We start from the raw sequence: 20,994 nt of genomic DNA on the forward strand, positions 1-20,994 counted from the left end.
TATTAAACTATTACTTTCATAGATTAATGAACTTTAAGTAGTAATCTCTTTGGAATGAAGTGCGCTCTTATTATTCATTCGAATTACTAATAATAAAATGATCGATATACCAATTCCTATTAAGCTTGAAAGAAGGAATGGGGCAATAATTAGTAAAGAAGTCAGTCCTAAAACAAGTCGAAGCACCTTGCTTCTAATATCTCCTGCCCATAAAACATAACCTTCCAAGGCTGAAGACAGTAAGAATATTCCTATTATTGCAGTTCCTACGACCATAATAACTTCCGGTAAAGGAGCTCGTCCTATTAATGCAGGATTGTATACGATGATGAATGGAACAAGAAAGGTGACAATACCCAGTCGGACTGATGTAAACCCTGTTTTCATCGGATTTGCATCCGCAATTCCTGCGGCTGCGAAAGAAGCAAGTGCTACTGGTGGTGTAATGTAGGATACTGTAGCCCAATACAAAACAAATAAGTGAGCAGCAATTGGGTCAATTCCGAACTGTACCAATGCGGGAGCCATTACCACTGCAAGGAAAATATACACTGCAGAAACCGTCATCCCCATTCCAAGGACAAAACTAGTTATTGCACCTGCTACTAATATAAAGAACATATTATCGCCAGCTACAGAAACTAATTCTCTGGCGAACGAAAATGAAACACCAGTAATCGATAATGCACCAACAATAAAGCCAATTCCTGCTATCAAGCAGGTTAATTCTGAAAGTATTTTACCTGCATCCAATGCCAGGTTATAAAGTTTCTTCATATTGAAACGTGTTTCTTTCTTAATCATCGCAAGTGCAAAAAGAAGAATACATACATAGAATGGTGCCTGACCTTCATTGCGCATAACCACTAATAAGTAAGTCAGCAAAACTAAAGCAGTAAGAAATGGCCATCCTTGCTTTAAAACTGACGAGAAGGCTGGTAAATTTGCCTTAGGAATTCCTTTTAAATTGTTTTTTGCTGCATATCCGTCCGCTTGAATCAGTAGGGCAAAAAAATAAAGGAAAGCAGGAATTGCCGCTGCCATAGCGATTTCCACATAAGGAACGCCAATGAAAGAAGCCATAATAAAAGCAGCTGAACCCATAATTGGTGGGGTAATTGTTCCCCCAGTTGATGCGGTTGCTTCAATAGCCCCTGCATAGTGCGGTGGATAGCCCGCTTTTTTCATGGAAGGAATTGTCATAGCACCTGTTGTAATCGTATTGGAAATGGCACTCCCACTTAACATCCCAAAAAAAGCACTACTAATAACAGCTACTTTCGCTGGACCTCCACGGTATCTACCGAAGAGTGATTGCGCTAAGTTGAAGAAAAAATCTCCCCCTCCCGAAGCTGTCAAAACAACCCCAAATAGCATGAAACCGATTAAAAGAGATCCTACCGTGTCAAATGGAATACCAATAACACTATTCGTACTCATTACATGATTTCTTGCTGTTGTAAGAAAATCAAAAGACTGTCCCGACAAGAAACTAATGGGAATAGAACCTGAAATTAAAGGGTAAAGAGAAAAAGCTGCACTAATTATCATGATAGGAAGTCCTGCTACTCGACGAAGTGCTTCAAGTATAATAACCCAAAAAATAACACTGAATACCGTGGCTAAAGCGGGCGAAATGTATTCCCAACCCTCACTAATAATTCTTTGTGCATTTATACCCATATAAAGCGGAATACTAAATGAAAGAACTACCAATAAGACGTCATACCATCGAACACTTTTATTTTCCATCTTTTTACTAAATGGTTGGATAATAAAGGCGATGGGCATGAACATTGCTATGAGAAAATATAGATAAGCTGAATTAATTGGTTTAATTCCAAATATCCCAAGATAAAATAATTGGTTTACGGTTATTAAAATACCTAACACAGTTAGTACGGTAACTATACCGCCCCAAAACTTTGTAATTCTAGGCTTCATTTTCTACACCACTTTCTTTTAGTAATACGCACCAAAGTTTTACTTTCGATGCGTTATTTCTAATTTATTTAACTAGTTCTTCCTTCATTTTCATCCAATATTCCGGAAAATCTTTTTCGCTAATGTTTTCTTTCTTTGCTTTTTCAATTGTTTGATCCCATGCCTCTTTTAATTTCTTAGAACGCTCAATTAAAGCCTCGTTTTTCTTTTGATACTCTTCCGTCCATAATCCTTGCTCTTCCAAAAACTTAATAGTTCCTTCATGCACTGGAACTCCAAAAGGTTCTACAAGAATACTATCTTTACCCCAGTTATGAAGATTCGCAGCAGCTCCTACCCAATCATCAAATGTTTCATCCATTGCCTTTACATATGCATATATGCTCTCTGCACTTTGGTCTGCATATGAAACTACAGGATAACCATACCCCATAAGTGTTACTGGATTTTCCTTTGTCATGCCCGCACCATTGTCCATTGGGCTAGGAACGACCCAAGGAGCGATTTCCTGAACACGATCCCAACCTTCCGTATCATTCTCATCCATTTGAATCCATTTTATTGGGTCCATACTTTCTAATTCCAGTAGTACAGATGCAGTTGGATTCATGAAAATAACATCAATTTGTCCGTTTTGTAATGCATCGGCTTGACCACCATAACTCGACAATTCAATTTTCTCCACGTCATCCCAAGTTAAATCTGCAAATGCTAAAGCGGCTTCCGCTTTTAGATTCACTGACATGTTGCCGGTGATATAAGGTACTTTCTTGCCCTTTAAATCTGCAATTGTTTCAATACCTGATTTTTCTAGTCCAACAAATCCAAGATAGCTGAAAGGTGCCCAAACGACTCTCATATCTTGTGGACCCCATTCTTTAGTAGCGAATTCATAATTACCCTCAAATGCAAATTGGTATTCATCCCCTAAGCGACCGGTTTCCGCCATACCATTTTTCATTGGTTGCATTCTTCCTACACCACTGGAAGACGGTAAAAGACGGATTTGTGTACCATACTTTTTGGCCATTCCATCTGCAATCGCAGTAGATTCTATATAACCACCTGAACCTACATCATATACACTCCAAACCATTTGATCAGCTAAACCTTCTATTGATCCAGCTTCAGTTGAGACTCCTTTCGTACTTCCTTCACCACCAGCTGCTGAGTTTCCACAAGCTCCTATTATTAATGTGAAAATTAGTAGTAGCAACATTCCTACTTTGTTTTTGAACATTGAATTCCACTCCTTCGATTCAATTTATATGTTTTATTCACTCAAACAATAGTATTATTCATTATTTCTAGTCCAGAATGCTTTCATGAATTCAATAGTGTGATAACGCTACATTGAACGTCCACCGGCTACCTCGATAATAGTACCAGTAATATAATTTGAGTATTCAGAGCATAGGAAAACTACTGCATTTGCAACATCTTCAGGTTGCCCCGGTCTTTGTAATGGAATTTCTAAGATTCTTGCTTGTCGCACATCCTCTGGCATAGCACGTGTCATCTCAGAGTCTATAAAACCAGGTTGAATTGCATTGACATTTATTTGATATCTAGCAGACTCTCTTGCAGCTACTTTCGTCATTGCTACAATTCCAGCTTTTGCTCCTGCATAATTCACTTGTCCCATATTTCCTATCTTTCCGGAGATAGAGGAGATATTTACAATTTTCCCTTTGCCTTGTTTTCTCATATGCAAAGATGCGGCTTGCATACATAAAAACGTCCCTTTCATGTGCACTTGAATGACTTGATCGAAGTGTTCTTCGGACATTTTGTGCATCATCGCGTCTCGGGTAATTCCAGCATTGTTAACAAGGATGTCCAAGTCTCCAAATGTTTCAATAGTCTTATCAACCATTCGGTTCACATCATCTTTGTCACTAACATTTACCTTGCAGGCAATCGCCTTTCTCCCCAGCTTTTCAATCTCTTGCACAACATTCTCCGCAGCCTCCAAGTTCATATCGGCTACCATTATATCTGCACCATGTTTTGCGAGGGTCAATGCCGTATCTCTGCCAATCCCTTGTCCACTTCCCGTTACAATTGCAATCTTATTTGTCAGATTCATATAAGAAGACCTACTCTCCTAATAATTTGATAAAATTAATCAATACTACTTTCCGGTAAGCTGCTTAACGATTTTCATAATTTTATAAACTTCCCTATCTCCCCACAAAAACAGGTTTTTGTTTATTGCGGAAAGCGTTTATTCCTTCTTTGTGATCCTCCGTTTGCTGAAGGATTGTTTGTGCATAGCGTTCTGCTTCCAATGTTTCTTCCAAAGTCCGTTGACTTGATTTATTGATGATTTCTTTCGTGAATATATTCGTGTAGAAAGGCCCTGAAGCAATATGTTCCGCTTTTTCAATTACAGTAGCAAGTAGCTTCTCTTTGGAAATAATCTCATTCACAATACGATTTTCTTTTGCCTCTTCAACCAAAATCATCGATCCACTCAAAATCCATTCTTTAGCCTTATATGGTCCAACTAATTGTGGAAGGAAATAATTTAACCCACAGTCTGGTATAAGCCCAAGTTTGTTGAAGGCAAGCCCAAACTTAGCATCATCCGAAGCATAGACAATGTCTGCTGCTAAAGCTAAACTAAATCCTGCACCGACTGCATAGCCTTCTACCATGGAAATAACGATTTTATCCATGTTATAAATTTTTGATATAACTCCACTAAACAATTTCATATGATTGAAAGTTCCTAGAATGGTTCGATTCCCCATTCCATTTACGCTACTACCGGAACAGAAATTACCGTTTTCTCCTTTTAAAACAATGACCTTCACTTCCGGTGACTTCTCGCATTCTTGTAAAAGTTCTAGTAATCTTTCCCGCATTTCGAGCGTCATTGCATTCAGTTCTTTAGGGTTATTGAGAGATAAAATAGCAACATTATTAGTTAGTTCAAATTTAATGCACGATTCCAATGCATTTCCTCCTTTGTGAACGCTATCATTTATTAGTTCAATCTTTTCCTACATGAAACTCAGCTGACACTTTCACTTCTGCCCCATTTTTTGCATAAGCAACACATACCCATCTGTCATCTTCTTCACCGATTATTTCCCCTGTAATTATTAAGCGTTCTCCAGGCCTAGTCATCGCTTTGAAACGGACAGAAAACTCTAGCAGTTCCTTCTTTGGGAACCAAGTTCCAATTGCTTGGCCTACAAACCCCATAATTAGCATTCCATGGGCGATGACACCACCTAAACCTACCTTTTCTGCAAAAGGAACTACTGTATGAATAGGATTGAAATCACCTGATGCACCTGCATAACGAACGAGCTGAGTATGTGTTATTTCCTCTTTTTCCAATGTTGGAAATTCGTATCCAATATACATTTACACCCTCCTTAATGTCTTTCAATAATTGTTGTGTAGCCAATGATTGCAGTTTCCTTTTGTTGATTTTTATACTCTCTTTTTACAGTATAAAAATCCATGCCTTTCTTTGTTTGGATATCTGCAACTTCGGTTGTAACAGTAATCTCATCGCCAACTTTAATATTTTTCAAATATTCATATTTCTGCCCACCATACAGTACTTTTTCTAGGTTTAATTCCAGCAATTGTCCGTATGGAGTTTTCCCACCCCAAAGATCGATGATTGTTGGAATTGTGGGGGGTAGAATTTCTCCAGATATATATGCTGGATTATCATCACCAATTGCCGCCATCAATTCTTTTACTTTTCCGAGTTCCAATTTAAAAATGAATTCATCAAAAGTCGTGCCTATTTCAATAACTTCACTCATTCAGTTTCACCTCCATATAACCTGTCTAATGAAATCTTTTCAAGAAAAAAAACACCAATTTGAAATATTCGGATTATTTAATTTAAAAAATAAAGACATTCCTTTAAATGACTCATGTTTTTTATATACAAGATATGAGTCTCAATAAAAATCAACTGAAGACTCAAATGAAATCTATTATATAGATATAAACGAATGCAATACATGTAACAACGAGAAAATAGATCCCATTCCATTTATAAGCAACAGTTATTCCGTGTGCTTTAACATTTTGACTAATTATTATATTCAATGCGTTCATAGGACTAATCGATGCAGACAACATCCAAGAAAATATGCACATAAATGCAATAGTAATCGGGTTATAGTCAACTCCAGACCCAATAAGTGTCGTTAGAATCATTGGAATAGAAATAATCTGGTGTACACCTATCATCGACATCGTTACGACAAATATTAGAACAAACAGGAAAAGTATTGCTAATGATTCCTGGATTGACCATTCAATTACTTCACCCAATACGTTAACTAACGGTGTGTCCGCAATTGCATTCCCAAACAATCCTGCACTTAAAAATAGTGTGATTTCCATCCTGTACCCTTGCAATAAATTACTTTTAAAAGTGATACATTCGTTTTTTACAACACTCCATTTATTTCTTAGTAAAACCCAAACTAACGGAACGATAATACATATAAAGCTTACTAAAAGTAACATTGGTTTTTGCAGTATCGCTTCCATTCCTATTAATAGAAGCAAAAGACCTAAGAAAAAGATGAGTAGATAAAAAATGTACTTGTAATGAGATTTATCAGCATTTTCCTTTCCAGGTAAACGATTCGTTTTTATTAAAGCAACTGCATTTGGCCGAAGTAATAATGTTGCTACGATGACTTGAATGAATGCAAACAATACACCTACTAAAATGTAGGACATATAAGAAATATCTAGTAAGTAAATAATTAGACCTACAGAAGCAAAGAATGGTGACCAGACGATAGTAGACGTAAAACCTGTGTAATAGGCACTCGACAATGTTTTGGGTTGAATCCCGATATTCTCGACTAAACCATGAACCATGCGTAAAGAACCCATGTTTAGGATTGGTGCCATCAAGAGCATAAAGGAACTTACACCGTAAAAGTTTTTACGTTCATCATCTATATTACTCGTAAAACTCATTACAACTGGATCAATAATTCCTTCCCATTTCAATGGTATTGAAATAAGAGGAGCTAATATTAAAACCGCTAGCAAGGGCAGGTTTTGTGAAATCCCTTCGAATAACTCTAAACCACGGTTACCATTTATTAAATGGATGACCATTCCGGTAATAATAAGAACGATTGTAAACGTTCGCATTTTTTTCTCTGTCGTTAAAACTACCACGATATAAACTGCGACTGTTACAAGAAGAAACAATAGGCTTATAACTTTATAAGAACTATAGGAGTCTATCATGTATAGGAAACACATAATCATGATGAGAGTAAAACGTAACATTTTAAACCCTCTCTCTACTGGATTCTCCCAGTTGTCGACCTATCAACTTAACTAAAAAAATAGTAAAATGATGTGAAATTTAAGTAGATCACCTTTAAAAGTTGACTCGATTAAATGAATATCTACTTTTTAAAATGGCAAAACCTTCACATTTGGATAAACAAGATGTTAAGTATCTTAATTTTGAAGATTTTCGATAATTGTTGTAATTCCTTGTCCTCCGCCAATACATAATGTTACGAGTCCGTATTTTGACTTTCTTCTGGACATCTCATGAAGTAACTTTGTCATTAGTATCGCTCCAGTGGCTCCGATTGGATGCCCAAGTGCGATTGCTCCACCATTTACGTTCACTTTTTCAATTTGCATACCTGTTCCTTTGATGACAGACAATGCTTGTGCAGCAAATGCCTCATTCAACTCAATTAAGTCAATGTCTTCTATTGTTAAACTGCATTGTTTTAACGCTTTTTGTGTCGATGAAATTGGCCCAATACCCATAATTTCTGGAGAAACACCACTCACAGCTTGAGCTATAATTTTCGCTTTTGGTTGTAAGTTATATTCATTCATTTTTTCTTCTGACATCATAAGAACAACTGATGCACCATCATTTCTTCCACTTGCATTCCCGGCAGTAACAGACCCACCTTCTTTAAAAACAGGTCGAAGTTTTGCCAATTGTTCTTTTGTAGATTTCCGTGGGTGTTCATCCACTTCAAACAAAGTGCTACTATTTTTCCCTTTTATTTCAATTGGAACGATTTCGTCTTTAAAACGCCCTTCAATGATTGCAGTCTCAGCCAGTAATTGACTTCTCACTGCAAATTCATCCTGCTCTTCTCTTGAAATCTTATATTGTTCAGCCAGATTTTCAGCTGTATATCCCATTGTTAGATTTCCATACTTTTCACTAGGTTGTGAACATGGTTGACTTTCTGTGTTCGGATCCAATAATAATCCATTTCCAACTCCAAAACCATAACGTGCTTTTCGGATATAATAAGGCGCCGTACTCATACTTTCCGCTCCACCTGCAATTATTACGCTAGACAATCCAAGCTTGATTTGCTGGTCTGCATTATTAATCGCCTGTAAACCAGATCCGCATTGACGATGCACGGTATAACCTGGGACAGTCACTGGCAAGTCTGCTCCAAGTGCCGCTAAACGAGCCAAATTTGAAGTGTCTGCGCTCTGTTTTGCCTGACCCAAGATCACTTCATCCACTTCGATTTCAGTATTAACTCTTTCCATTAACTCACGTATAACTTTTTCCGCCAAATGGTCGACCGTAATATCTTTTAATGAGCCACCCATCCTGCCAATTGCTGTTCTTACGGATTCAACAATAAAGGATTCACTCATTTTTCATTGCTCCTTATTTTTATAACCGCGTTTTAGTTCACTAGCGATTATATTTCTTTGAATCTCAGAAGTACCTTCATAAATTTTTGTAATTCGTGCATCACGATAATATCTTTCTATCGGATAATCTTTCATATAACCCATTCCACCATGGATTTGCAACGCAAGATCTGCTACTTTGTTATATACTTCAGATCCAAAAAGCTTGGCAATTGAAGCTTCTTTTACGACCCTCATATTTTGATCTGCCATCCATGCAACACGGTACGTTATTGACTTTAACACTTCGATTTGCATAGTCATTTCAGCAAGCATATGTTGAACAGCTTGTATATCAACGATTTTTTGATCGAATTGTTCGCGTTCATGAGCATATTGAAGCGAATGCTCCAACAGTCTGATACAAGATCCAAGATTCCTAGCTGCTAAACCCGCCCGTCCATTTGCAAGAATTTTTAGCGCATTAATATAACCCTGGTCTACTTCACCTAACACATTTTCCACTGGGACTTCCATATTGTCGAAAAACAATTCAGCTGAGTGAGAACCTCTTAATCCCATTTTCTGCTCAACAGCCCCAACGATAAATCCAGGCGTATCTTTCTCGACAATGAACGAAGTGATTCCTTTAGCACCTTTTGAGCTATCAGTGACAGCCATTACAGTAAATACATGACCTTCGACAGCGTTTGTTATATAGTGCTTAGATCCATTTATCACATATTTATCGCCTTTTTTAACAGCAGTCGTTTTTAATTTTGCTGCATTTGACCCTGCACTTGGCTCAGTTAAAGCAAAGGCCCCAATCCATTCACCTGTAGCCATTTTTGGTAAATACTTTTTCTTTTGTTCTTCGTTCCCAAGTTCCACAATTCCAACTGATCCAATGCCGGTATGCGCTCCAATAAGTGTAGTGAAACCGTTGTGAGTTTTTCCTATCTCTTCATAGATTGCACATTTGCCAACCAAATCAAGACCAAGACCACCATATTCTTCAGGTATACTTAGTCCAAAAAGTCCCATTTCTTTTGACAGTGCAACTATTTTTTCCGGAATTTCATCCTTTTCTTCTATCTCCATTGCGAGTGGTTCCACTTCTTCTCGTACGAATTTTCTTATAGCATCCTTTAATAAAATTACGTCTTCTGAAAAATTAAAGTCCAAATTTATCTCTCCCTCTATCTATTACTAAAGTTCGCTTCCCTTTTTTCCAAAAATGCTAAAGTTCCTTCTTTTTTATCTTCTGTACTAAACGCCACCACTTGGGATAATTTCTCAATCCACATCGCTGATCCTGAATCCAAGTCAAAACCTTTATGTAATGCAAGTTTGACTAGTTGAACTGCCACCGGACCTTTTTTCATTATGTCTGAAGAAACTTTTTCAATGGTTTTAGTAAAACTTTCTTCTTCAGTAATATAAGTAACTAAGCCTATTCGCTCCGCTTCTTCTCCATCAATTATTTTGCCGGTCAAGATCATGTCAAGCGCTCTTCCCTTACCGACAAGCTTCGCAAGACGGACCGTGCCACCTGCACCAGGAATAATTCCTAAGTTTAGTTCTGGTAGTCCAAACTTTGCATTCTTTGATGCAATTCTGATATCGCATGCAAGAGCCAATTCACAGCCACCACCAAGTGCATAACCTTGCACAGCAGCAATCGTAACTTTGCTAGAACTTTCAATTTTGGAATATAAACCTTGCATACCAGGAGCAAGCATTTCAAGTCCCTCGCGTTCATGAAGCTGTTTAATATCTGCCCCTGCAGCAAACGCCTTCCCACTAGTAGCGTGAATCACGATTACCCTTACATCTTTATCTGACTCCGCATCAGTGAATGCAGAATCCATTTCATTAAGTGTTTGCGAATCTAGTGCATTTCTCATTTCAGGACGATTTAATGTAAGCCACATGATACCGTTCATTTTTCTTACAATTATATTTTCATAGTTTTTCACTTCAACGCCCCTCCCCCTCCGTTGAATATTCATAAAACCCGCTGCCGCTTTTCTTACCGAACTTTCCAGCTTTCACATATTTGGCCAGCAGTGGACTAGGACGGTATTTTTCGCCTAATGTATTATGCAAATACTCCATATTTCGTAAACGTGTATCGAGTCCTACCAAATCGGCAAGTTCTAAGGGACCCATAGGGTGATTAAGGCCTAATTTTATCGCTTTATCGATATCTTCAGCAGATGCTATACCTTCCATCAACATGTTCATAGCTTCATTGCCAATCAAGCAATTCATTCTAGAGGTAACAAAACCAGGGAATTCATTCACTTCCACAGATTCTTTTTTCATCGATAAAGCAATACTTTTTACGAATTCTACCGTTTCATCTGATGTCTCTAACCCCCTAATTATTTCAACCAATTTCATTTTATGGACTGGATTGAAGAAATGCATTGCAACCACTTGGTTAGGTCTTTTTGTTTGTGCACCTATTTCAGTAGGGCTCATTGTCGATGTATTTGTTGCCAAGATGGCTTCAGGCTTGCAGATATTATCTAACGCACGAAAAACTTTGATTTTTAAATCCATTTTTTCCAAAACTGCTTCTATTACTAAATCTGCATCTTTAGCTGCCAGAGTTAAATCCGATTCATATAAAAGGTTCTCTTTTGCTTCTTTATATCGCTCTTTTATCAAATAACCATGTTGTAAACTCAGATCAAGCATTGCATTAATCTCAGTCTTAGCTTCCGCTAACTTTTCATCATTTAGATCGTTCAAGAAAACTTTATACCCAGATACCGCACTCGTATATGCGATTCCTTTTCCCATAACGCCAGCACCAACAACCGTAATTTGCTTCATAATTTAACCCCCTATTTTAGATTTAGTTTTTAACTGTTTTGATTAATTCCTATCACAAAATATCTATTACTTTTCTAACCTTCTAATCTTCCTAATAATCGTAGATGCATCTACTTCTAGAACTTCCGCTATTTTTCGGGAGGAGGCTTCCGTCTGACTTACTTGGGCAATTAGCTCCCTTTCTAATTCTTTAACAGCTTCTTTTAGAGGCATTATTCTATTTACTACAATTGGTTTTTGCTGATTGATTCTTGATACTTCCGCCTCTTTTAATATGCTTTCTAATTGTTCAGATGTTATAATTTCTTCTGGTGCTTTTACAAAAATCTGTTCAAGATAACTGATAAGTTCCTGAACATTCCCTTTCCAATCCGCTGAAATAATAACTTTTAAAGCTTCATCATTAAACTGTATTGATTTTTTATATTTCCTTGAAAATACGCTTGAATAGACTTTGACTAGTTCAGGAATATCATCTTTTCTTTCGCGTAAAGGGGGTATTGAAATTGGTACAACATTTATTTTATAAAAAAGTTTTTCCCTAAACTTTCCTTTTCTTATGAGATCTTCTAGACTTTTATTTGTTGCTGCTATGATTCTTACGTCAATTTTGATTGATTTTGTAGAACCAATTCTCTTGATTTCTTGTTCTTGCAATACACCAAGTAATCTATCTTGTGATTGAATGGACAACCTCTCTATACCATCCAAAAAGATTGTTCCTCCATTCACGAATTCAAAAACTCCAGCCTTGCCGTTAGTGTTTTCTTCAGTGTCTGCGGTGTTAACGTAGCCGTAAAGTTGCCTATCCAATAAATCGGACGTCCCCCTATAACAGTCCACTTTGGCAAAAGGTTTATCTTGTCTAAGACTTGACTTATGAATAAAATTTGCAACTTTCTCTTTTCCAACCCCCGTTTCACCACTAATCAAGACAGGAACATCTACTTTGCCGATTTGATGTACCTTTGCAACGATATTCTTCAACTCTTTTGAGATAGCGACGAATTCCTCTTCGCCTTTTTCGTCTTTAAGGTTACTTAAGAGGAACTGAGTTTGATCATTTTTTCGTTGCAAATTATAAATTTCAGTCATATCTTTCACATTTACTACTACTCTTTCCACGACATTATGTGAATCTTTAATAGGAATTAAGGAAATGGATAATGAATTATTATTAATCATATTATTTTCTTGGAATTTGTAAGTTTTTCCTTTTTCCACTACCTCTTTAATCATTTTATGGAAAGTATCGTTCTTCTTCTCTTCATTTAAATCTCTATAATATAAGGTATTAAAACTTTCATTACTTTTAATGATATTTCCTTTTTGATCTGTGATACATATGCCATCACTTGAGTTACCCATTATCGTCTCCATGTCTTTTACTAATTGTTTAAACGAATCCAGTTCATATGAAAAATAATCTATTTCAGAAATGTCTTGAAAAACACCTACCGCCCCGACTAGTTTTTTATTTTCATAAATAGGAGAACGATGGGTCAGGTATAACCGGTTACCCACCCTATACTTTTCTGTGGCCCTTTTTCCCGTTTGCAGGACATTTAACAAGCCACTCGGAGAAACTACATCATTCAAAAATTTCCCTATTGCGATTTCTTTTGTAGTAAGTGCCATTTTTTCCGCTTGCTCATTTATCGATGTGATGAGCCCTTCTAAATTGATTGAAATAATTCCATTGTGCGTGGAATTAAAAATAGCGTCCAAACGGCTACTTTCTGTTTTATTCAGTTTTGCAAGTGCTTCTAAATAATCATTTTTTGTTACAAAACCTATTATCCTTTTAAACCCATCAACTACAGGTAATATTTCATGATCTGTAAAATCAATATTTTGTATTAGCATATCTTCATTAATTAAATGAAAACTGGATGTAATTACACTACTTAAGACTTTGTTTTCTAAAATCCCCCTTAACAAGTCTTTATACGTAAAGTACCCAGTCAATTCTTCTCGAGCATTGAATACAAGTCCTCCTTCCTCTTGACTATCTAGAAATTTCTCAGCAACTTTTTCAATGAAATCGTTTTCATAATATCTTATTGAATTCTTTATCGTTATTTCGTTAACTCTCATTTACTACACACCTTTATGTTAAATACTTATAATCATTTGAATAAAACTCCGGTCTTCCGAAAATTAAATTAATTCTAAATATTTTATCAATTCATGTTTTTCATTATATACATACTCTCCAACTGTTGCAATAGTGCAAATAAAATTAATTTTAAACATATTTTTTGATATATTATCATAAATAAATTTTTCTTTTGCAGTTATATCGCAATTATCGTTGCATTTTTGCAACACTCAGTTGGATTTAGAAATTCTTTTTCATCATTTTGACTTCGCCTACTTCAATGCGTGCGCAATCTTATCCCAACCAATAAAACTCTATAAAAAGAAAAAAAGCCCATTCATCAACTTCTCGATGAACGGACTTTGTATAATAACAAACAAAAAACTATTCCCTACCCAAAAACATCTTCCTACTCCGTCCACTTCGCCTCACAGCCAAAACACTAACAAAATAAGCAACCAGAATCCCAACAAAGTCTATTCCAACATCCACCAATCTGCCGTTTCGATTAAAATAGAGCTGAAGAATCTCCGTAAAAACTGCGAATGTGCCTGTTACTAAAAGAGCAAGACCCACCCTCTTCCACCAGCGAAAATATAAAGTATACAATAACGCAAACGTCATCATATGACCTGTTTTTTGTATGATATAAAATTGGCTTGATAGCTCAATATCACTCGTAATGAATAGATCCAGATAATTGGGAGAAGGTTCAAAGCTAAATTGAACAACTTGGTCATACAAAAAGATATAGGCATCTGAAGTAGTTGTCGCAATTAGAATCCAAGCACTCCACAAAATAGTAAGTAGAGGGTATATCATACGGAATCATCCTTTCCTCGCATTGGCTTCCGTCCCTGTCCATAGCCTACCCATCTACGCGATTTCGAAACAAAACCACGACATAAACCAAAATTCCAACGAATGCACCCTCACTATCTATTAGCACATCCCTCACTTGTGCTCCTCTTCCGGAAACAAAAAGCTGATGCAATTCATCCGAGATGGCATACAATATGCAAATGAATAATGCCAGTCCCCCCGCTTTATATCTATCTATTCCACTTAAGCGCAAAGAACGCATTACAAGTACGCCTAGCACTAAAAAGATAAAAAAATGAGCATTCTTACGGACGAAATGATTTACGTTTCCAACAATAAAGTCCGAATGAGGAGCTACTTTTTCAACCGCCGCAACTATAACCTCGGTAACTCCTATGCTCAGCTCATTCGACTCATTGGCCGGTTGGTGTGAAAAATAAAAAATTAACGCCATCCATAATAAGACTGCTGTACAAGAAATAAATTTATTCATATTTAACTCTCTCTTCTATCATTAACCATATAATAACTCTACTTTTACTATATCAGATAACTTTCTTTTCTATCTATAAAGATTCATTATTCTGTAAAATAAATTCTAATAAAATGATAAATTATCCTTAACGAGAGAAAAACCCCCGAGAACACGACAAAAAAAAGATGATGCACTGACAACCAGCATCATCTTTTATAAGAAACCTAGCTTTCCTAGTAATAATCCTTTCTAATTTTGAGATATATCTTGTACCAAAGGGCGAACCTCCAAATAATCCATAGGTGCATTGTATAATTGAAAGCCTTTATCTTTAGCGATAACCTTTGCCATTGAATACGCTTTTCGTTCCTTTTCTATCTTTTCCTCTAGCAATAAAAAGACCTTCACTTGAAATTCTTTCTTAAGCAAAGATAATCGTTGGACTATTAGATCTGTCCACTCTTTACTCTTTTCAATAGTAAAGGGGGGATTTTCCCAAAAGATGCCATCTATATAAGGGGCCGTTTCCAAGACTACTGTATTTAATCCATTGTTTTGGATTAGTAAATGGTTGGGATAAAGCATCTTTAAGATATGAAGAAAATTTACAATTGCCTTCAGTTGTATGCTTTGCATATTTGGTGGAAGAGCCTGACTTTCTATATCTCCGATAGTGTCTAGAAACAATCCATCCGCTTCTATTTCCTCCAGATGATGTTGTATATTTTTTAGTAAATGTTCCATCCATTTTTTTGACTTTAAATTGACTAAATAAGTACCAAATTCATTGTTCTTCAAAGGCTCTCCATCCACTATTAAGAGGTCTTCTTTTGTTAAATCCTGAAATACAGAATCAGTGGGATGAACCTCTAATAAACTTAAATAAGTAAGAATAACTTTATTAGTATATTTAAGTTCTTGAAATTGAGGAATTGTATACGCTTTCGGTTCCACGATAATTAGATCAAATGAAGACAACTCTTTCATTTTGCCATATCCATAATATAAAGCATAATTCTTAGCTAAAAGCATTCGTTCTTTTCGATTGCTTGTCTGCCTTGTCTGTAAAGCAGTTCTACTTTGCTTTTTACTTGCTGCATATTCCTCCACCATTTTTTTAAGAGGAGTCGCTAAAATCTCACTATATTCATTTAAAACGTTAGTTTCTTTTTGACGAAGTTTCTTTACTGGTCCTACATTAACGAACCCAATTTCACTTCTAATAGGTATGGATACCATCGAAATTTCCCCCTCTGTAATGAGTGAAACCTCAGAGGGGAAATATTCTTTAGGATACATTGGTGGAAATAGAATGTTCTGTTTTTCATAAGGTAATAGTCCGCTATAAGATGGGGTGATAATTGTATTACGTGTCGATTTTCTTACAGCTTTCAGCACGTAAATCTGTTGGGAAGAATCGAATATATAAAACGCATAATTTTTAGCGTTAACAAAATCTTGCATTTTTATTAACATCATATCCAGATTTCCTTCTAATCCTTCTCTAGGGTTCAAGGAATCCAGAAAGCTCTTTGTATGAATTGCCTTCTTTTTAATCTTTGAATAATACCAGGTATACAATAGGATAGGAGCACAAGTAAGAGCAATTATGAAAAGTAAAGTCCAGTTACTCATCAGTAGCATGATCTTCTATCTCATTCTCCAATTGTATAGTCGGATACTGCTGCTTATCTTCAAATCCAAGTGCTATATGTTGAGAGATGTCCTTAATTTTTATGGAAAGTTTAGTGATTTGTACTGTTTGGTATAGACTAAAAGTTAATAAGATCAAACTAGAAAGGAAAAATAGTAACGCTGGGGGATAGTTAATACCAAGTCCTCTAGCAACACTATCAAATAATGAAGGATTGCTCGATATAACTAAAATAACGATTAATCCTCCAAGCCATATAACAGAGTTTCTTTCACCTATCTTATTCCTTAATAGTAAACTAATAACGAACGTGGCAAATAAAATTGCACACCCAATTATAAATATCTGGAGCATACTATTCAATTTAAATCGCCACCAACCTTAATGAATCCCTTTTTCTTAATTACGACGATAAGAATACTTAACAATGTTTGAGCCATGTAAATAACTGGTTTTAATCCTGTCGCATGGATTTTACTTTTTCCGTTTTGTCTATCAAACATGTTGACGGGTATTTCTAATATGATTAGCTCCCGAAGTAAGATGTCTATGATAAAGTTACTATCCGGTAAATCATAAAAAAACTCGCTGGATTTGGTAAACTTTTCATAAACATTAGCTTTATATGCTTTAAAACCAGACGTAGGATCTGTAATACGCTTATTGGTAGTTAAATATATAATGAGTTGAAAAAAGTTGATGGCAATCATTTTGCTAAATCCTATTTTCATATTCCTTTTTTGAAGAAACCTTGATCCAATGACGACGTCTACATTCTCCATTTGTATAGCTTCCATCATGTCGCTAATATTGGTCGAATCGTGTTGGCCATCCCCATCAAAGAAAATAACATATGGATAACGTTTCTTTTTGGCATATTTAAATCCAGTTTGAATGGCAGCTGAATAGCCCAGATTTGTAGGATGACTAATAATCTCAGCCCCGCATTCCTTTGCTTTTGTTGCGGTTTGATCAGTAGAGCCATCGTCTATAATGACAATATCAAATGGACTATTTAAACTCTTTAAAGTGTTAATCACTGTTAACATATTTTCCTCTTCATTAAAAGCTGGAATAATTATTAAAAAATCATTCAATTGTTATTTCTCCTTTCTTTACCATACGAAGAAGGTTGTTTATGAAATAGAAAAATAGAACTCCTCCACTTAATGAGGAAGAAACCGCTATTGCATATCCTATGCCCGATGCACCGATCCATGGAACAAATATAAATAATAGCCCTATATTGATACAACTTCCTATTAGACCAATAAGTAATGGAACTTTCATACTCCTCTGAGCAACATAATATCTTGTGCAAAATACGTATAAACTTTGCCCAATAATCGATAGACCATAACCTTTCAAAATTTCACTTGTAAGCTGTACAGAACTTACTGTGAAAGAACCCCTCAAAAAGAGAATACTAACTATTTGTTCTGAGAAAAACACAAAAATAAACGAAATAAAACCAGAACTTGCAATCACCAATAAAAGCGATCTAACTAAATCACGTTTTAATGAGACTAAATCATTTTTCCCAAGATGAAGGCTGATAGTCGGTAATATAAAAGTAGTAATTGCGGCAATGAATACCCATAACGGAAACTGAGATAAGCGATATGCATATGTTAATGCAGCAATTGTTCCAGTCTCGAGTGTACTTGCAAAAAATCTTTCAGCGAGGAGCCCTGCTTGAGTAAAAAAAAGAATAAGCCCATAAGCAGAAAATATTAAAAGTATCTTCTTAACTTCCTGAAATGCAGTTGTTATTTGAAATATTTTCAAAGACCAACTCCACTTTTGTTTCTTTAAAATATAAATCCAGGTCATAGTAGCACTTAGCAATGTTCCCAATATGCTTGCATAAGCGAATACTTCTCCCCCAATAATTTGTGGTATATCTTGCCACTTGCACCATAGTAACGCGATTAGGAGTACAAGATTAAAGATTATGGGTGTAATAGCTGGAAAGACGAATTTCCTAGATGCCTGCAATATGGAAGACCCCATAAGCCAAAGAGGAGCACAACATATTATCGGTGACATAATTAGGAAGTAGCTAAAAACGGTCGATGAGTACGTATCATTTCCTATAGGAAAATGGTGGAATATAGGTTGAAAGAGAAATAGGGAGAAAAACATTAGTAAAAGGGTGCCCGTTAAGATCACTGCCACTGTTTTTTGCACAGTTTGTCGATACAACATCGGGTCTTTACTTAGAGTAAGCCTTGTTAGAATGGGTATACAAGCAACTCCAATCGCAGCACCTACTAGATTATTTCCTAGAGTATCTGGCAAAAAAAATGCCAGATTAATTGCATCTGCAATACCACTAGTTCCAAAATAGGAAGCTAGAACAATATCTTTTATAAATGCAACAAAGGCAAGTAATAGATTAAAGAGTACAAGCATATGTACTAGCCAGAAACTTTTTTGTTCTTTTTCCATTACTTCCAACCTGCTTCCCCCAGTCTAAATTGCTTCATGCAGGCTTTGATATTCATTAATTACTTGTCCGAGCGGAGCAAATTCAAACTCATTAATAAGCATTCTTAGTGATTGTTCCGTTGAATGTAGTCGATAATATTGGATAATTTTTATGAACCAACTTGTTTTCCATCTAGGTATTTTTGCATCTATTTCCCACGGATGGATATATACCATACCAGGTCGCGTTTTATTAATGGATCTTAATAATTGAATAATCATTTTGTTAGGAAAGAGTCTTAAATAGAATCCCCCGGCAAAAGGAATAGAAACATGTCTATTTAATCTCATAATGGTAGGGGGGAATTCTATTAAATTCAGTTTTTTTCCGGTTATAATCGGCTTGAATGGCTGTAGCGGAATCCCATTTATGCCAGACAACGGCGTTTTAAAGGGCTGTAAGCTTGAATCACAGATAATACCGTTTTTCTCCATAAAGGAGAGCACCTCTAATCTATCCTGTGATATAGACCAAGAAGGGGCACGATAATATTTTATTTTTTGTTTTGATATGTTTTCTAGTATTCTGATCGATTGTTTGAAATCCTTTTTAAACTCCTCAATAGTCTGCGATGATACTAGCCGATGATTCATCCCATGCGAACCAATCTCATGACCACGAGCGACAATTTCTTTTACAAGGTGTGGAAAATTTTTTGCTACATCCCCTAGTATAAAAAACGTTGCTTTTACTTGAAGCTCGTCAAATAGATCAAGGATTTTCATCGTATTTGGATAAACGGTTGACGGTAGTTTGTTCCAATCCTTCTTTGCTATATTTAAACCATTTGTATGATACCAATCTTCGACATCTACTGTTAATGCGTTAATCATCAAATTACCTCCTATCGTGTAAAGAAAGTCTTTAATGCTTTTACGTTTAGTGTGAATAACAAGCAACTAAAAATCCATATAACCCCTGGAATTGGATCATTAATACTAAACGTATCGTCATATAAACGTTGTTTTTTTCCAGAAAGAATAGAAGGTTTCATCTTCAGTCTTTTCGGATTCCATAAAAAATGAAGAACATCTCCCGGAAAGAGCCACCTGCTCCTTCTTCCTATCTCATAGTGAGTTGGAACCGATACCTCTTCACCTTGAGCTAATTGGTACAGCAAATAAGGAAAATCTATACCACTTTGGATAGACAAGTCTAAAGAGTTCCAAAAACGAGGATTAATCTCCAATAATATCGGTACATTCGTTCTTGAATCCATCATATACTCAACTTCAACAATCCCACTCCAACCTAGGGGTTTTAATAACTTCTTACTTCGTTCAATCAAATCATCATAAATAACACTCTCTTGTACTGTGCTAGGTCCCATTGCAATCGGAAAATGTCTAACTTCTCTTTGAACAAAAGATGCTCTTATTTCATGATTACCATCGTAAAGTAAACAAACATCATACCGATCACCAAGAGGGATAAATTCCTGAATCAGGACCTCTGCGTACTCTTGCCGAATTTCTAAAAAAATTGGAACTAATGCTTCCTTATTAGGTACTTGACGAATCCCTCTTGAACCACTACTTTTGCGCGGCTTAATGATTAAAGGAAAACTAGCCATCTCTGCAATTTCCCTTAAATCTTCTAAATTCTTCGCTAGATAGGTAGCAGGACAATCAATCTTTTGTTTGGTTGCTAATCTCATTGTTTCATATTTGTCGGCTGCTACTGCATATGAACTCTTTGTCGGCAATAGACATTTACTGATTGTAGTGATTTCATCACGATGCTCCATTACCAATTCCATAACTGCATCATCCATCGGTAAAAAGATAGGATGATTTTCTTTTTGAAGAAATTGTACCAGCCATTTCATGAAGAGATGTGGCTTTGTCTCTGGACTGGGATATTTGACTCGTTTTCTGCAATATTTTGAATACCCACTTGGAGATAACCAACTCTTTTCTCCTGCAATAGTGGGTATCCCTCGTTTACCAAGCGATCTCGTTGTAGACAAAGATTTTCTCAACAATCCATCCGTTATAAATACTGGGAGCATCCTTTATCAC

General features: G+C 36.1%; 20 protein-coding genes. All 20 read right to left on the bottom strand.

All coding sequences use genetic code 11. The features are described from left to right. Nucleotides 1–33: 33 nt before the first annotated feature. Nucleotides 34–1,944: a TRAP transporter permease gene (locus FG382_RS14570; protein WP_142539617.1), complete on the bottom strand. Its 1,911-nt coding sequence runs from the start codon at nucleotides 1,942–1,944 to the stop codon at nucleotides 34–36. Nucleotides 1,945–2,008: 64 nt separating this feature from the next. Next, on the bottom strand, nucleotides 2,009–3,184 hold the full coding sequence (locus tag FG382_RS14575; protein WP_142539618.1) for a TAXI family TRAP transporter solute-binding subunit: 1,176 nt from the start codon (nucleotides 3,182–3,184) through the stop codon (nucleotides 2,009–2,011). Between the two features lie 108 nt (nucleotides 3,185–3,292). Next, nucleotides 3,293–4,033 carry a 3-oxoacyl-ACP reductase FabG gene (gene fabG / locus FG382_RS14580; protein WP_142539619.1) on the bottom strand — a complete coding sequence of 247 codons (741 nt, stop codon included), beginning with the start codon at nucleotides 4,031–4,033 and terminating at the stop codon, nucleotides 3,293–3,295. A gap of 94 nt (nucleotides 4,034–4,127) precedes the next feature. Beyond that, nucleotides 4,128–4,904 (bottom strand): enoyl-CoA hydratase/isomerase family protein, encoded by a 777-nt coding sequence (locus FG382_RS14585; RefSeq protein WP_170206532.1) that lies wholly within the window; start codon nucleotides 4,902–4,904, stop codon nucleotides 4,128–4,130. Between the two features lie 37 nt (nucleotides 4,905–4,941). Continuing rightward, nucleotides 4,942–5,322: a MaoC/PaaZ C-terminal domain-containing protein gene (locus FG382_RS14590; RefSeq protein WP_142539621.1), complete on the bottom strand. Its 381-nt coding sequence runs from the start codon at nucleotides 5,320–5,322 to the stop codon at nucleotides 4,942–4,944. 11 nt (nucleotides 5,323–5,333) lie between these two features. Further along, entirely contained in the window at nucleotides 5,334–5,735 is a 402-nt protein-coding gene (locus FG382_RS14595; protein WP_142539622.1) for an FAS1-like dehydratase domain-containing protein, read from the bottom strand. A gap of 163 nt (nucleotides 5,736–5,898) precedes the next feature. Continuing rightward, on the bottom strand, nucleotides 5,899–7,239 hold the full coding sequence (locus FG382_RS14600; protein WP_142539623.1) for a hypothetical protein: 1,341 nt from the start codon (nucleotides 7,237–7,239) through the stop codon (nucleotides 5,899–5,901). Between the two features lie 177 nt (nucleotides 7,240–7,416). Next, a complete protein-coding gene (locus tag FG382_RS14605; protein ID WP_142539624.1) occupies nucleotides 7,417–8,607 on the bottom strand; it encodes a thiolase family protein in 1,191 nt (396 codons plus the stop codon). Between the two features lie 3 nt (nucleotides 8,608–8,610). After that, entirely contained in the window at nucleotides 8,611–9,771 is a 1,161-nt protein-coding gene (locus FG382_RS14610; protein WP_142539625.1) for an acyl-CoA dehydrogenase family protein, read from the bottom strand. Nucleotides 9,772–9,785: 14 nt separating this feature from the next. Beyond that, nucleotides 9,786–10,565 carry an enoyl-CoA hydratase/isomerase family protein gene (locus FG382_RS14615; protein ID WP_142539626.1) on the bottom strand — a complete coding sequence of 260 codons (780 nt, stop codon included), beginning with the start codon at nucleotides 10,563–10,565 and terminating at the stop codon, nucleotides 9,786–9,788. Nucleotide 10,566: 1 nt separating this feature from the next. After that, on the bottom strand, nucleotides 10,567–11,430 hold the full coding sequence (locus FG382_RS14620) for a 3-hydroxyacyl-CoA dehydrogenase (RefSeq protein WP_142539627.1): 864 nt from the start codon (nucleotides 11,428–11,430) through the stop codon (nucleotides 10,567–10,569). Nucleotides 11,431–11,496: 66 nt separating this feature from the next. After that, complete coding sequence (locus FG382_RS14625; RefSeq protein ID WP_142539628.1) at nucleotides 11,497–13,527, bottom strand: sigma 54-interacting transcriptional regulator; 2,031 nt, start codon at nucleotides 13,525–13,527, stop codon at nucleotides 11,497–11,499. Between the two features lie 388 nt (nucleotides 13,528–13,915). After that, entirely contained in the window at nucleotides 13,916–14,353 is a 438-nt protein-coding gene (locus tag FG382_RS14630; protein WP_142539629.1) for a VanZ family protein, read from the bottom strand. Nucleotides 14,354–14,399: 46 nt separating this feature from the next. Then, nucleotides 14,400–14,846, bottom strand: a complete 447-nt coding sequence (locus tag FG382_RS14635; protein WP_142539630.1) for a VanZ family protein — start codon at nucleotides 14,844–14,846, stop codon at nucleotides 14,400–14,402. Between the two features lie 231 nt (nucleotides 14,847–15,077). Beyond that, nucleotides 15,078–16,343 (bottom strand): hypothetical protein, encoded by a 1,266-nt coding sequence (locus tag FG382_RS14640; protein ID WP_211356404.1) that lies wholly within the window; start codon nucleotides 16,341–16,343, stop codon nucleotides 15,078–15,080. Between the two features lie 112 nt (nucleotides 16,344–16,455). Beyond that, on the bottom strand, nucleotides 16,456–16,836 hold the full coding sequence (locus FG382_RS14645; RefSeq protein ID WP_229677302.1) for a DUF2304 domain-containing protein: 381 nt from the start codon (nucleotides 16,834–16,836) through the stop codon (nucleotides 16,456–16,458). Nucleotides 16,837–16,841: 5 nt separating this feature from the next. Next, nucleotides 16,842–17,579, bottom strand: a complete 738-nt coding sequence (locus FG382_RS14650; RefSeq protein WP_142539633.1) for a glycosyltransferase family 2 protein — start codon at nucleotides 17,577–17,579, stop codon at nucleotides 16,842–16,844. Further along, nucleotides 17,572–18,933: a murein biosynthesis integral membrane protein MurJ gene (murJ, locus tag FG382_RS14655; RefSeq protein WP_170206535.1), complete on the bottom strand. Its 1,362-nt coding sequence runs from the start codon at nucleotides 18,931–18,933 to the stop codon at nucleotides 17,572–17,574. Before murJ ends, FG382_RS14650 begins: the two co-directional genes overlap by 8 nt. Before the next feature lie 24 nt (nucleotides 18,934–18,957). After that, nucleotides 18,958–19,806: a DUF3473 domain-containing protein gene (locus tag FG382_RS14660; protein WP_142539635.1), complete on the bottom strand. Its 849-nt coding sequence runs from the start codon at nucleotides 19,804–19,806 to the stop codon at nucleotides 18,958–18,960. 11 nt (nucleotides 19,807–19,817) lie between these two features. Beyond that, nucleotides 19,818–20,984, bottom strand: a complete 1,167-nt coding sequence (locus FG382_RS14665; RefSeq protein WP_142539636.1) for a carboxylate--amine ligase — start codon at nucleotides 20,982–20,984, stop codon at nucleotides 19,818–19,820. Between the last annotated feature and the right edge of the window lie 10 nt (nucleotides 20,985–20,994).

Origin of the sequence: Psychrobacillus lasiicapitis (assembly GCF_006861795.1) — a bacterium.
In the GTDB taxonomy this organism is placed as follows: Bacteria; Bacillota; Bacilli; order Bacillales_A; family Planococcaceae; genus Psychrobacillus; species Psychrobacillus lasiicapitis.

Bases quoted from the DNA above. Each gene is read 5' to 3' on its own strand.
- FG382_RS14570 (WP_142539617.1), bottom strand. From the start codon at position 1,944: ATGAAGCCTAGAATTACAAAGTTTTGGGGCGGTATAGTTACCGTACTA.
- FG382_RS14575 (WP_142539618.1), bottom strand. From the start codon at position 3,184: ATGTTCAAAAACAAAGTAGGAATGTTGCTACTACTAATTTTCACATTA.
- fabG (WP_142539619.1), bottom strand. From the start codon at position 4,033: ATGAATCTGACAAATAAGATTGCAATTGTAACGGGAAGTGGACAAGGG.
- FG382_RS14590 (WP_142539621.1), bottom strand. From the start codon at position 5,322: ATGTATATTGGATACGAATTTCCAACATTGGAAAAAGAGGAAATAACA.
- FG382_RS14595 (WP_142539622.1), bottom strand. From the start codon at position 5,735: ATGAGTGAAGTTATTGAAATAGGCACGACTTTTGATGAATTCATTTTT.
- FG382_RS14600 (WP_142539623.1), bottom strand. From the start codon at position 7,239: ATGTTACGTTTTACTCTCATCATGATTATGTGTTTCCTATACATGATA.
- FG382_RS14605 (WP_142539624.1), bottom strand. From the start codon at position 8,607: ATGAGTGAATCCTTTATTGTTGAATCCGTAAGAACAGCAATTGGCAGG.
- FG382_RS14620 (WP_142539627.1), bottom strand. From the start codon at position 11,430: ATGAAGCAAATTACGGTTGTTGGTGCTGGCGTTATGGGAAAAGGAATC.
- FG382_RS14625 (WP_142539628.1), bottom strand. From the start codon at position 13,527: ATGAGAGTTAACGAAATAACGATAAAGAATTCAATAAGATATTATGAA.
- FG382_RS14630 (WP_142539629.1), bottom strand. From the start codon at position 14,353: ATGATATACCCTCTACTTACTATTTTGTGGAGTGCTTGGATTCTAATT.
- FG382_RS14635 (WP_142539630.1), bottom strand. From the start codon at position 14,846: ATGAATAAATTTATTTCTTGTACAGCAGTCTTATTATGGATGGCGTTA.
- FG382_RS14645 (WP_229677302.1), bottom strand. From the start codon at position 16,836: ATGCTCCAGATATTTATAATTGGGTGTGCAATTTTATTTGCCACGTTC.
- murJ (WP_170206535.1), bottom strand. From the start codon at position 18,933: ATGGAAAAAGAACAAAAAAGTTTCTGGCTAGTACATATGCTTGTACTC.
- FG382_RS14660 (WP_142539635.1), bottom strand. From the start codon at position 19,806: ATGATTAACGCATTAACAGTAGATGTCGAAGATTGGTATCATACAAAT.
- FG382_RS14665 (WP_142539636.1), bottom strand. From the start codon at position 20,984: ATGCTCCCAGTATTTATAACGGATGGATTGTTGAGAAAATCTTTGTCT.